This is a genomic window from Serratia sp. SM04, assembly GCF_040280225.1.
GTDB classification, from domain to species: Bacteria; Pseudomonadota; Gammaproteobacteria; order Enterobacterales; family Enterobacteriaceae; genus Serratia; species Serratia sarumanii.
The window spans coordinates 32,840-46,442 of record NZ_JBEOQT010000009.1; the positions used below are offsets into that span (position 1 = coordinate 32,840).

General features: G+C 56.2%; 10 protein-coding genes and 1 pseudogene. All 11 read right to left on the reverse strand.

Going from position 1 to position 13,603, the window contains the following annotated elements; genetic code table 11:
- Positions 1–6: 6 nt before the first annotated feature.
- Positions 7–549 carry an acireductone dioxygenase gene (locus tag ABTW55_RS13410; RefSeq protein WP_060423824.1) on the reverse strand — a complete coding sequence of 181 codons (543 nt, stop codon included), beginning with the start codon at positions 547–549 and terminating at the stop codon, positions 7–9.
- Positions 546–773 (reverse strand): annotated as a pseudogene (locus ABTW55_RS13415) (acireductone synthase); the annotation flags it as partial. The gene ABTW55_RS13410 and the pseudogene ABTW55_RS13415, both read right to left, overlap by 4 nt.
- 113 nt (positions 774–886) lie before the next feature.
- Positions 887–1,831 (reverse strand): hypothetical protein, encoded by a 945-nt coding sequence (locus ABTW55_RS13420; RefSeq protein WP_060431791.1) that lies wholly within the window; start codon positions 1,829–1,831, stop codon positions 887–889.
- 10 nt (positions 1,832–1,841) lie between these two features.
- Positions 1,842–4,016, reverse strand: a complete 2,175-nt coding sequence (locus ABTW55_RS13425) for a hypothetical protein (protein WP_060431792.1) — start codon at positions 4,014–4,016, stop codon at positions 1,842–1,844.
- Position 4,017: 1 nt separating this feature from the next.
- Entirely contained in the window at positions 4,018–4,821 is an 804-nt protein-coding gene (locus tag ABTW55_RS13430; RefSeq protein ID WP_072269497.1) for a hypothetical protein, read from the reverse strand.
- Entirely contained in the window at positions 4,818–7,535 is a 2,718-nt protein-coding gene (locus tag ABTW55_RS13435) for a phage tail protein (protein ID WP_060424455.1), read from the reverse strand. The genes ABTW55_RS13430 and ABTW55_RS13435 overlap by 4 nt, the downstream gene beginning before the upstream one ends.
- Before the next feature lies 1 nt (position 7,536).
- Complete coding sequence (locus ABTW55_RS13440) at positions 7,537–7,740, reverse strand: hypothetical protein (RefSeq protein WP_060424457.1); 204 nt, start codon at positions 7,738–7,740, stop codon at positions 7,537–7,539.
- Positions 7,741–7,749: 9 nt separating this feature from the next.
- Complete coding sequence (locus ABTW55_RS13445) at positions 7,750–7,983, reverse strand: hypothetical protein (protein WP_230200439.1); 234 nt, start codon at positions 7,981–7,983, stop codon at positions 7,750–7,752.
- Positions 7,984–7,992: 9 nt separating this feature from the next.
- The gene (locus ABTW55_RS13450; RefSeq protein ID WP_060424459.1) at positions 7,993–8,808 is read right to left on the reverse strand and encodes a phage BR0599 family protein; all 816 of its coding nucleotides are present in this window, start codon (positions 8,806–8,808) and stop codon (positions 7,993–7,995) included.
- Positions 8,795–9,979 carry a hypothetical protein gene (locus tag ABTW55_RS13455; protein ID WP_060424461.1) on the reverse strand — a complete coding sequence of 395 codons (1,185 nt, stop codon included), beginning with the start codon at positions 9,977–9,979 and terminating at the stop codon, positions 8,795–8,797. The genes ABTW55_RS13450 and ABTW55_RS13455 overlap by 14 nt, the downstream gene beginning before the upstream one ends.
- On the reverse strand, positions 9,976–13,479 hold the full coding sequence (locus ABTW55_RS13460; RefSeq protein WP_060424462.1) for a phage tail length tape measure family protein: 3,504 nt from the start codon (positions 13,477–13,479) through the stop codon (positions 9,976–9,978). Before ABTW55_RS13460 ends, ABTW55_RS13455 begins: the two co-directional genes overlap by 4 nt.
- Positions 13,480–13,603 lie beyond the last annotated feature (124 nt).

Genomic DNA, 13,603 nt, shown 5'->3' on the forward strand with positions numbered 1-13,603 from the left:
CGGCACTCAGTCCAAACGCGGATAAGCATCGGCGATCTTGTCGCCGGTGAAATGCGCCACCCAGCCTTCCGGGTTGTCGAACACCCGGATCGCGGTGAAATGCGGGGCCGAGCCCATATCGAACCAGTGCCGGGTATTAGCCGGCACCGAGATCAGATCGTTCTTTTCACACAAGATCTGAAAGATCTTGCCGTCCAGATGCAGGCAAAACAGCCCTGCGCCCTCGACGAAAAAGCGCACTTCATCTTCGCCGTGCGTATGTTCGGACAGGAATTTTTCACGCAGCGCCTGGCGCTGTTCATGGTCCGGCCGCATGCTGATCACGTCCCAGCTCTGGTAACCCTTTTCCGCCACCAGCCGGTCGATCTCATGCTGGTAGGCCGCGATCACCGCCTCCGGCTGCGGATTGTCGCCCAGCTCGCGATCCGCCTGCCAGCGCTCAAAGCGCACGCCGATCTGCGCCAACTGCCGCTGGATCTCCTGCACATCACGGCTCTGCCACAGCGGTTGCTGCGGCGCTGTATCGCTGAAAATGGTCAATCCACTCATGAGACGAACTCCCCTAAATCGATGCGATCAAAACGGTTAACCTGCGGATGTCGGCTCTGCACGTCCGCCTCATCGCGGATCAGCTGGCAGGTATGCCAGCCGGCGGCCTGCGCCGCATCCAGCTCCTGGCGGATGTCGGACAAAAACAGCAGCTCGTCGGGCGCGATGCCGATAGCCTGCGCGATGTTGCGGTACGACGCGGTTTCACGCTTGGCGCCGACGTGCTGATGCGCCGCGCGATAAATCGCGGGCTAGGAGCGAGATAAATCGACGTCGATATGATTTCAGTATTTACAACAGAATTTCAAAATAGATAACGCCGCTGTGCGGCGTTATGTCAGTTTAGGGTCGATAATATCTGAGCCTGGATGGGAAGAGGATCGCGCAGAATAATGAGGTCTTTAAACGAACCGTCGCACGTTTGCATATAAGAGCCACCGCCGACACTGTCAAAAATTGGGCTGCCGATGATGACATAACCAGGTGCAGTCACATTTGCCAGCTTACCAACTGGGGTTGTCACATCTGAGTGCTTACATCCATTCTCATAGGCTGTTATGACGCCATTATTAACGTCAAAAAACGCAGCGCTTGGCACATATGCTTCATAGGGTTCGCGCTTAACCAGTACTGCTCCCCCGGCACCAGAACCACTGCTTGCACCGGTATAATTTCCATCGCGGGTACCATAGCGCCATGCCTCGCGAGTGCCTGTCGAGTATGGACTTGCAATAGTGCGCATATAGGCCAGCCCCAGATTTGAGAGCGACAGTCCGAGGGTTAGGCCGACCTGATCCATTGGGTCTGTATCGTTCGCCAGGGCTTGAATAGCGTAGGTCGTTGCAGAGCCTGTAATGACTGACACCAGATTTTCAGTTCGCAGATAGCCGCCCGAGTATGAAGCCACTTTGACCCGAACGCTCCCAGCAGTAGGGTTGTAAATGGGCAGCGGTAGCGCAGGAGCCTGCTGATATTGTTGTTGTACAGCGATAAAATCCTGCCCATTCAGCCCATAGACTTTGCGAACAGATACGCCATCTGCATCTACCTTGACACCGAATCGCGGGGATGCAGCCACAACGATTTTATTTAACATGTTATGGTCAATTAACAGATTGATTCGCTCCTTCAACCCGTTTTCATCATGAATAACCCCACCGTCCGCAAGAACGCGAGATTTAAAATTTGAAAAAATCGTTTCGGGGTCGATGTATTTCCCCGTCAAATCTACAGGAGAACGCCAACCACGGTAGGGTTCTGACAGACCGATAATTTGTCCCATTATTACATCCTCACAGGGTGTCAGTGAATGAACCGTCGAGAGCAACGCGCTCTAAAACAGCCCAGTTATACAGCGGAAACGCAGCACCATTCCGCATAACTTTACGAGACACTTTCGTTGATGAATCGCGAATGCAAACCACGGGGTAAATATTTCCGTTATTTGCCGGTGTCGTGTTTGTGAATCCGATTAAGAGATGGTCAGTCTGAGATGGTGCCTGATCCAGCGTTATTTTGACCGTATCAGCCCCCACCAACTCAACGAGTTCAACCGTGGCTGAACCAAGCTCCAGCGAATGCCCCTTACCAGGACAATCTCCGATAAACTCGGAATCCAGCACCAGTGGAGGGTACGGAACATGCCGTGTATAGGTAATGACATTCCCTGAAACAGTAATGCTCTTAACGCGGTTGCTTCGCCAGGTGCCTTTTTTCACTGGGTCATAGATATGCCAAAAAATGGCCTGCTCTGCATATTCACCTTGCAGCACTTTGCCGAATTGATTTAAGTGCGACAGCGACCCATCGTTATACAGATGATTCAGGACGTATTTTGAACCGTACATAATCGCATCAGTAGAGTGCTGTCTGACATAGTCCAGCTGATCCGTTGCCGTCACTGAATACGGTTGCACAATTTCCGACTCACCTGTGGGGTTCCCTTCCGGGTCTACTGAACCGGCTTTGGTATTAATACGACTCCCTACCTGGCCGATAACAATCGTCGGATTTTTTTGCTGACTGAGCATGTTTTTAAAATCATGGAAACAGTCAGTGAAATATGGAACCAACAACGTTCTATAATCTCCGGGATTACGGCAGTTTCCGTTATCATTATCAGTCTCGCCATGCTCGAACAAAATAAAGTCGGCCTGGTAAGGCTTGCCGATACCCTGCGCAAATTGAACCGAGCGCTCAATATATTTCAGGCTCTTTGTGTACGAAAAAGTACCTTTTGAAATGCCAGATAATGGCTGTCCGCCTGCGTTACAAGGCGCATTAATGATTGATGGCAGGTCTAAACCTGCAGACTTCATGTCATACATGAGGCAGTTTTGCAGTGGCAGGTTGTGGCCCTGACGGTCAAAATTGTAGTTATTGTCAGTGATTCGGTCGAGGTCAGTTGGGCTATATGGCGCACTATTACCATCGGCGCGACCTGACGGCGACATGCAGCGTCCGCGAAATTCGGCCTCCGCCCCCCAGACCTTAATATTTTGTCCTGGTTTATCGAATGCTGCACCGAGAGACTGCCCGAGGCAAATGTAGATTAATATGTACGCGGTCGTAACAGGCACCTCACGCAAGCTCGGGATAAACATTAGCCCGCTATGACCACTGCCATCTGATTGCTCATAATTAAACAATACGCCGCTGTCAGATACTGGTGTGGCGCTGGTAACATAATGTTCATTCCAGACTCGCTGTCCGTGCCAGAACAACGCAGGTTTGCCGTCAACCATCTTGATGGTAGCTGCACTTAGGCCCAGTGCGTCTTGCAGAGGCCCATCAACACCAGGGATGTGAAGGTCACCATTTTCCATCAAGAGTATAAGGCCTTGCCGTGTCTGGAGATGAATAACCCCCCAAAGGACACCAGGAAAGCGATTCTTCAGGCTATCCGGAATAACGCCTATCACATAATCCTGCAATGGCTTTTCCAGCCCTGCTAACATCAGCCCCCAGTTTTTATCCAGAGCCATCGCTGATTCGACAGGCCCGGCAGAACTGGTAAATGCCAGGTCGATTTTATCGGAAATCAGCGTATCTAATGGCGTTATTCTATTTAAAATTTTGACAATGTCAGCGTTGGCCAGATTCAATCCTTTAGCAACCAGCATGACAAATTCAGACGAGGGTAGCGTTTTCCCCGTCGGTGTTGCTGTACCGGAAATATTTTGATATTCGAGCACCCAAATAAACGTATCGTCGCTGCGGACGGAGAATTTTGCGCCCTCAGAAATTTTACCAGCAGATATTGCCTGCTGCGCCGCTGCTTCGTTGGTATACGGGGTCTCTCCGGACGAGAGCGCCTCGATGTATTGTTTAAGATATTGGGTTCGATTTGCCAACTGCTGAGCCTGCCAGTTATCCGGCCCATCGGCCCCACCGAGTACTGGCGTATCAGTCTCTAGCTGGAAAATTGAATCTTCCCATACCGGGGACTCGGGTAATGATTTGGCCATGTTAGTTCCCACCATGTAGATAACGGCCATCATAATTAATGGCCCCGTTGTGTGTGATTCCACTCAGTGTCTCGATTACCGTGACCCGCCCAAACCTGCCAAAAATAGGGTCATCCACGCGGGTCAGGTCATACATGACTTCTGCTGCAGTATCTATCGCAGCTATTTTCACATCGTTATTAATAAGCTGAAACGTTGTCAGCGGTTCGAATGACAGTCGATACAACTCAACAAGCATGCGCTGATTTGACTCAGCCAAATTGAGGCTTTCATAACGAAAAGCAAATTCGTCAATTTTGCCGTTAAAAATGGGTAATGTAGTACTGTTGGCTCTTGCATAATCAACACGAACCGGCTGGTTAACTGGTGTCGTTAGAAATTCAATCATTCCCCAGGGACCATCGACTGTATAATCACGCCCCTCAGTTAACCCATTAACCTCAACACCCCAAACATTATGATATGACAGCGCAATACGGTCACCTTCAGAAATATTTGGCGGCAGCACTTCATTTTCGATAATGCGTGGGTAATTACGAACCACCTCAGAATTCAACAGCAACGATAAATTTTCAGACGAGAAGTTGTGCCACTTCGATGTTACAGAGCCTGCTTGAGAGGTTAGATAGCGTCGAGTGTTAACCAGCTTTCCGCCCCTGGATGTTTTTACCGTCTTTTGCTCAAACGCCAACGTTATCGTTAATTCCGAGACGTCGCCAACCCAGCGAAATGAGCCAGGACGACCATTTTCATCACGCCGCGCTAAATAAACTTTACCCTGGCCATAATAGTACGTTTCATTCATGAGTCGGTACTCCGTTCACGCAGCGTCAGCGATATTTTGCCCTCGTTCAAAACAACGCCGGACGATGTAAATAATGTCATGTCATCAGCGGCACGATAAATTCCAGCTGACCAGGTAACCGGCGCTGACGCTCCCGTGATGGACTCAATCACAAACGCGCTGGCATCACCGGCCAGCACCAGCACGGTCAGTAACGGACTTTGGGCATAGCTAGCCAACATCAGTACCTGATGCTCACCAAACAGGAATGGTGAGTCAGGCCAGGTCCCCGCCGGGTAGTCGATATCATCAGCAGGGATGGATAGCCCGCGCGCCACGAACGCCGGTACCGTGCCATCGGTAGCTCCCGCTGCCTCACCCAATGCAACAAACTCCGGTACCGCGCCGGTAGTGGTGTCCGCTGGCGTCGCAGCTTGCCAGTCAGCGCCTGTAATGACCTCCAGCGCCGGGATGGTCACCGAAACTGGCGGTGGTACCGGAATATAGCGCCCGGCCGGGAGCGTAGCCTGGTAGCGATACAGCGATTCTGTGCCGTTTCGGTTGGTGCTGAGCGTCAGAATATGCATAACTGCATCCACGCCATCGGTGTGGTACGGCAGCTTAACCGTGTTCCCATCGGGTATTTGCGTCCAGACCGTTTCCGATGTGTCCTGGCGCACCAATGCCACGGTGTACCGTGACCCCGGCTCCGGGCCAATACTCGCTTCTGTACAGTCAATCAGCCGGTCTGCCTGCAGCACGCGGTCGCGATGGGCAAACGTCAGCGTGTAGCCCGCTGCCGGGAACACTTCGGTAGGATATGGAACGCCGTTAACCCGAATGTTGCCTGGCAGGTATGGACGGAACTGGCGCTGCGCCATAGTGATGTTGCCCACCGGGGCCAGATTCGCGGCCAGCGTCTCGGTGCCGGTCCGCGTCAGCAGACGTACATCCACGTTCTCGCCGCCCAGGTACTCCTGGCCATCGGATTCAATGGCATCACGGTAGAATCGGATCGGTGTCCCTGCAGCATGTTCAGCGGGCAGCGTGTCAGCACAGGCGCGCCCCACTGATAGGGTGCCAGCAGACACATTCACCTGGTCAATTCGGACTATCTCGTTGCCCACGATCGCACCGTCGCCTACTGCGGGCGGGAACGGCATCACCACGCGCAATGTGCGATTCAGCGGACCGACGGCCGCCAGCAACGTACCGGACGGCGTCCAGTCACCCTGGTTGCGATCGACAAATCCGGCACCGGCGGCGCGGCTTTGGATCTGGTAGTTGATGGAGAGCGACGTTGGCGCGCTGGCCATGATGCCAATAAACCCGGAGCCAGGTTTAACATAGGCCAGTTCAGACTCGGAGAGCGTGCCCGCCAGCACCGCATAGGGCAGCTCAATCAGCTGCATATCCGTCACCGGCCGCGCCGCCTGGTCGGGTGGCGTCCAGCCGCCGGGCTGTTCGCCAGTGCTGTAGGACGTCGACGGTAGCCCGAAAACGTCCTGCACCACGGTGATTTTCAGGGAACCGTCGTCGCCTTCGCTAATCTGGCCAACACGCAACACCATATTCGCGATATTGCGGTCGGGCAGGCTCACACGGAATACGCCGCCTGGCTTCAGAATGCCGCCGCGCCGGTCAAAGTTGATCACGAGCCGCGTTAGCCCGGATGTCCCCATTTCCAGATCGCGCTGCGCGACGCGAGCACCCAGGTCATGGGTTGGAATAGCGCGGTACTCGACCGTGCTGCTAATGAGCCCCACGGCCTGAATCGACCCTAGGTTTTGAGCCTTGACCTCACCATCGCTGTTGGTGACCGGATCGTGATAGGTCACGACCACTTCATTCGGTGCTGTGTCTGCGCTGCTGCTGTCATCGTCCTGGACGCTGATGATGCCGTTGTCATACGTGAACAGCGGCAGATCGTCGACAACATAGTCATCACGTAACAGCTTTAGCGCCATCTTGCCAGTCTCGAGGTCGCCATATTGCACAGCACCGATGTGGTCGAGCACCTGTTGTACAAACGTATCCAGGCTGTCTTGGCGGTTATAACGGAAGCACAAACCAAACTGCTCGTCGTAGAGGCGATCAGCAGCAATACGATAACTGTCGAGGTCCAGATCATCGGCCAGCGACAAACCGCGTCCCCAATCCCGATTCGTTGCGCATTCGACCAGAATATGCGCCGGGTTCATCGCGTGAATACGGCGCAGGTTCGCGACCTGCTCCGGGGAGAGCTTCGACTCGTCATCGAGCTGGCCGACTGTGTTCTCCAGCATGATGCGCATTTTCTCCGGATACCAGGCAGCGTTGTTATCCCACCCGGAGGTTGTGCGCCGCACGCGAAACGACCACGGCTTCGGGCTGGCGCTGTAGCAACTGACCAGGCCAGAGAAAAACGTCGTTACCACGCCGCGAAAGCCCGGCACCAACCCTGTCAACAGATTCAGCAGTGACGGGGGCGGTACCTGGTCCGGGCCGCCCATCATCACGTCGAGCGTGCCCTGGATGCCGCCTTCGCCGCCGGTATCCTCGCCGCCAAACAGGTTTGGCTGGTCGATGTAAACGGAAGTATTTCCCGAGAGCTGCCCCTCGGTACCCGCGAACACGGTCTTTTTATCGGCGCTGATTGCGACGATCTCGTTAACCGGACCGCGCCCGAGACCGGAGTGGATGTCCCAGGAGTAGCGATAACCGACTGTCACTTTCTTTGAGCCTTTACCCCCCATGTTATTGATGCTCCCCTGATACGGATTTTTCGGCTTGGCGCACGATATTGATGGCCAGCGCATCCCCGGTGGCCAGGAATTTTTCAGAGTCGATGCCGCCGTCGCGGAGAAATGCCTCTAAGTCCAGTTGGTAGCGAGCGAAGAAGGTTCGCAGGCCCCATGCACAACCGCCACCGGCGCGGATATGTTCCATCGTGATTTTCATGATGCGCTCCTATTTTTTGATGGCGTCATAACGGTAATTGCCGTAACCGAGCACGAACCAGTCATCTGTCCAGCAGTCGCCGAAAAATACACACTGTGGCGTGCCTTCGGTCGGCTGGGGTAACTGCCAGCTTTCTTCCGTCGCCGCTTCCGGCGTGCTGTTTTTGGGTTTTGGGGCCAGCGCCCGGTTAACTAGGTATGACGCGACCATGACCGCAACAAATTTAGCGATGGCGAACCACACGATGACCTCCTAAAACAGTTTGATGACTTGATACGGGGATTTACCCGGCATGTGCGGCATGCCCCCGTAGTTCAGGTGATTGCCGAATTTGCTGTCGCACTGAGCAATCGTGCGGTTGCAGCCCGGATACAGCGTCACTACCTGGCCAACGGCGAAACCGGCCGAGCCGCCGAACAGGTTCATCTGGTTGCCGTTCTGCGCCCGCAGGCCGCGCAACTCAGTGACGCCATCCAAAGCCCACTCGACATAACCACCGGAGAACCAGTCCGACGCCGTGCCCTCGGGCAGATTGACAGTGATGCTGACGCCATCCATCGCAGTCACGACCAGACCGCTAACGCCGAACGCCAGCGGATCAACCTTGCAGTTGTGGTCATACAGCGCATAGGGGCAGGCACGGCCATACGTCAGGCGCAGGCCGATGCGGGAAAACGTGCTGGCCAGACTTGACGTCACAAGTTTGGTGCGCTCAATGGCTTCCCGCTTCGCTTCGGCCACCGTACCCACCCAGACCGTGCGAAATTCGGCGGCGGCATCCTCGGCATGCAGGCGGTAAACGCGGATGCGCACCGGACTGGACGGAGGAACGCCACGAAACAGCATGGCGACAGCATTGTTGGCTGGCACTGTGATATCCATGCCGTCGCCGTTTCCGGCGCTGAGCCCACTGTCGCTAATGGCTACCGCCTGCCAATCAGCGTCAGCGAAGTGGATATCGCGGTCGGCGTTTGTATAGCGGTAATGCACGACGTCTCCACGAATAAACTCATACAGGGTCAACGGTTGGCCGTTAGCCACCGAATATTCAAACTCACTCCAGCTCATCACGAACTCCTATAAATGAGGTGGCCACACTGGCGAAACCGTCAGCGTCAGTGGTGTGCTGCCATGTGATTGCATCGCTGTTTTGCCGGGCGAGTGTCATGAACGCCACGGCGACAATTTGTTGCTGCGGTACGGTGACCGGCTCACCATCCAGCGCCAGCAGTTCTGCCTGGCCGCTGATGGCCACGCCAGTCAGTCGCCGGTACAGCGTGCGGCCGTCGGCCAGCAAGATGCGCAGATCACGCCGCCCAGGTACGACGCCCATCTCGCTGAGCCCGCAGCGGATCACCGGCAGTGTGTTCCCGGCCAACGCACCCGCCGGGGTCAGATCGTCATTCTGGCTCGGCACCCACAACGCGCGCTGGCGGCCGCGCAGGTGGTACATCAGCTGGCGCAGCGCAAATTGCTCGCTGCGGCCCATCAGCGACCAGGTGTGGCGCTGCAGATAGAACGGGCGGCGTGCGGTGTCGAGGCGGGCCGGGATACCGCTGCCGTTATCCAGCTCGATCATCAGGCGCTGATATTCACCGGTCAGGCTCTCTGACCAATCGGCATCGGGCTCCAGCACCGGATAGCCACGGAACAGCGCGAGGTTGGGTGTTGAGGAGAATGGGTTATGTTCGGCGATACGGAATCGCACCTGGGCGCTGGCCAGGCCACCGGTGATACGAGTGAATGCCGGAGGGTCAGTCAACACCGCCGGGCGAACGGGATACACCGCTGTACCTGCAAGCCAGCCTGCCGTCAGCGGCTGGGACAGAGTCAGCGAATCAGCTCCGATCGCGCTGACGGTCACCAGCGCGGCAGGTGACGCGATAGCCTCGGCATTTTTCAGCAACACCGTTCCACCCAATGAAAAATCGCGGCCGCGCGTATCGACCAGCAGCTCAGAGGCTCCGGCCGTGACCGACGCCTGCAATTCGGTCACATCAGGGAATACAGGCATCGCCCATGTGCTGCCGCCAGCTTGCCACACCGCGTTCTCCAGCCACTGGCGATCGACGTCTCCCGCAAGGATGCCGAACTCAAACATGCGGCGCGGCGACAACCGGCGAGAAATGCGCTGTTCGGCACCGCTCGGCGACTGCAGCACGTCGGTTTTCCACTCGAGCGTTTCGGTGATGCCGCCGGTCCAGTCTGGCTCAATCAGCCAGGGAAATAATGCCGTCATGATTTCACCCCCAGCATTTGCTTGAGGGTTGGGATATTGGCGCGCAGTACCGTCATGATGCCGCGTTCGCCCTGAACACTCCCGGCCCCTTTAGTGAAAACATCAACAGCATCAATTAACAGCGTTTGTTGCAGAGGCTGCAGCATCGTGACACCTGGTGCTGGACTGCCTGGTGCAGCTTCCGGTACGGTTTGCGGCATCGGCGCGGCAGGAGCAGGAATACCAGCCAGGCCACCAGTCGCATGGCGAGCACGCGGCAGCCAGGCGTTCAATGCGGCCATACCATGCCTGTTGAAGCTGTGCAGGAAGTCCAGCGCGCCAGGCTGCTGAACCACGGCCGCGCGGGTAACGAATTCATAGTCAGAAAGCATGGAGGGGATGGAGTCGCTGGTCGTGGTGCCAGGCCCGCGGACGTGGCCACCGTCGGCGGCGAATACACTGGCGAACAGGCCGCCCATGCCGCCACCGCTGCCGACCAGGCTGGAAGTCGCCATTTGTGCCAGCTGCTGCGCGGCGATTTGCGCCATGCTGTTGACGATACTGAGCGCCAAGTTCTTCACCGCATCGCTCAGGTTCATCGTGCCTTTTGCCAGGCCGACGAGTGAGCTTTCTATCCCGCCCTGCAGGCCATCACGAAATGCGATGGTCAGCTCATTGCCTGCCTGATTCAGCTTGCCGAGCTGCTCTTCGAGCTGCCGGATCATGTCCCTGATTTTGTCTCCGGCTTCGCCAGGCGCGTTGGCCAGCTCTTTGAGCTGCGGCAGGTAGCCTTTGACCTTGTCACCGACTTCCTGATGCAGTTCCACCAGGCGCTGCCGCCCCTGAATTTCGGACAGCAGCCCTCCCTGGACCTGCGCCTGAATGCTGGTTTCCTGCTGCGCCTGGTAGGTGAACAGATCCTCAATCTGTTTCTTCATGTCATCGACACGAATTTTTGTTTCAGCGACCGGCAGCAGCTTGTCGATCAGGCTGAGCCCCTCGGTATTGCCGCTTGCTTCAAACTCGCGGCGCATATCGGCAAATTTGGATTGGGTCTCCAGCAGACTGGCTCCGGCCGTGTTGCCGGTATCGCGCATGAGCTGCAGTTGCAACTGCAGGTTCTGCCCCTTGAATTCCTGGGCGGTGATGGCCGCGTTTGCCGCCTCGGCCTGGCGGCGCTGTTCGGCTGTGAGGTTGCGGGTCGCAATTTCCTGCGCACGCGTAGCGGCAGCTCCCTCGACGCGCTTGGAGGCTTGCTTCTCCAACTGGTCGACAAATCGCTGGTTTTCCGCTGCAGACTGTTTGGCCGCCGATGCACCAGCCTTGGCGGATTTGTTGGCCGCTTCCTGAGCATCAATCTGCCTGGCCGTAGCGCGGGCCTTATCCTGTTCGACTTTGCTGGCATCCTTCAGCGACCCGTTCGTGATATCCGCTTCTACGCGTGCCAGCTGAGTGATCGCCTTTTTCTGGTTCAGCGTCTGTTGCAGCTGTTTGTTGTACTGCTCGGCTTTTTGCCCCGCAGTATCTAGCTTTTTGGTATCGACGTCCCATTGACCACCGGAGAAATTCTGACCGTCGGTGGAAGTTACGCCCCGATCACGCAAGGCATCCTGACCGCCTTTGGTGGCCCACATTTGCTGATAATTTTTGCGGAGCTGTTCAACCGCTAAAGCCTCCTTGTCCACATCGGACGCATTGGCTTTCCAAGTTGCACCTAGCGTATTAGCGGCTTTTACACCGTCCCGCTCAATTTGCTGTCGTTTAGATTCCGCAGCTAAAGCCTTTTCTTTAGCTGCAGTTTCAGCCTCCAATACCGCGAGACGGGCTTTCTTATCTCGCGCCCACTCGGAATATCCCTGTCCGCGAGAGGCAATATCAATATCATCGCCAGCATTAGCTAATTGGGCTCTGATATCCTGAATTTCCTTAGCCCGTGCCTCATCTGGGGTGTCGAGGTTGAGGGCAGTGCTGGTGCGGTTTTTAAGTTCTTGCCAGGCATCAGCAGCCGCATTTTTGACATCATCCCACCCACGCGCTACCCAGTTCAGTTGGGTCTTGATTTCCCCCAGACGTTCGACGGCGGCTTTTTTGTATGCCTGAGACGCCAGCTCGATGGCGTCCTCTTTTAGCCCCTGGTCTTCCAGTGCGCGAATGCGTTGATAGGTCTCGGAGTCCAGCCAGTGATACTGCTCGCTGCTGTTGACTGCCCAATCCGATACACTGTTGGTCATCTTGACGAACTCAGCCACAACCTGATCAGCAGAGTCGCCGGTCAGTTCGGCCATTGCAGACGCGGCCTGGGAAACGCTGTCCAGCGTCTCACCGGTAAACTTGCCGCTGCTGACCAGTCCGTTGAGAATATCCCGCACCTGGCTGTAGTTGCTGCTCATCTGGCCACCGGCCTGCGTCAGCCGCTGCAGCTGGCCAACGCTGACACCGGCGAAGTTGCCGGTTTGCTGAATGCTATTGTTGAATTCATCCTGATCATTAGCCGCGCTGAATGCCGCAATACCCACGGCAGCAACACCGCCCGCGATGCCGCCGATGGCCAAACGGGCCGGGGTGATCAGACTGGTGAGCGCACGGAATGTGTTGCCGACACCACCGAACGAGTCCTTGATCTGGCCACCTTGCTGAATGGCCACAAGCCACACCGGCATACCACTGGCCAACGACGTCACGACGTCGGTGATCTGCATTGGCAGGATACGCATGGCCTGGGAATACTGTCCGGCACTGATACCGCCGTGGCCCATTGCCGTGGCTTGCTCATTGATGCGCTGAATAAATGGCGCGGCTTCAGCCGTAATACCGAGCTGAGCGGCCTTATACTGCAGCAGTTCAGTGGTCGTCATGTTCAGCGTTTCGGCCTGCTCACGCAGCCGCGTGATGAAGGCTTCTTTCGCCGTCGCCGCCTGTGCTTCGGCCTGGGCAGTTTCACGGGCGGTCTGGATCTCACGGCGTCCAGCCTCCGTTGCGGCATAGGCGGCTTTTTCCACCTGCAGACGCATGCCGTCGACTTTGGCGGCATACAAGTCGAGCTCTTCACCCGGAAGCAGCCCAGCTGCATTAAAGCCCTTGAGCTGCTCCTCCATCGCATCCAGGCGTTCATAGGCACCGACCACTGGATCAATGCGGCCGACCAATGCGGCCAATGCCGCCTGTTGGGTTGCCAGGTCAGTCGTCAGGTCTTCGATGGTGTTTTGCGCGGCGTTGGCTGCTTCACGGGTTTGGTTCAGCGCGCGCTGATATCCGTGGTAACTTTCTGCCGTTTGCTGTGCGACATCGCCGGTCGCTCGCGTAGAATCAGCAGCGCTTTTTTCTGCCTGGGCATGCTCACGCGCTGCAGCTGCAGCGCCTTCCACGGCATTGGCATGGTCAGCCCATTTCCGGCTGCTGTTGTCAGCGGCGTTACCGGTCGCGGTGATATCGCTGGTGAGGGTTCCGAGCGCCTGTTTGGCATCGTTCAGATCGGCGGTAATGCGTAGCGCCAGATTGAGGGTAGAGTTTCCTGCAGCCATAACAGCACCCTATATAAAGAAGAGAGATGCCCCGATTATTTCAGGGCATTGATTCGTGTTGTCGCCGCTTGGCCACCGGCGTGCCCGGCAATCACATCCAATATCCGGTGGATACTGTCTTGCT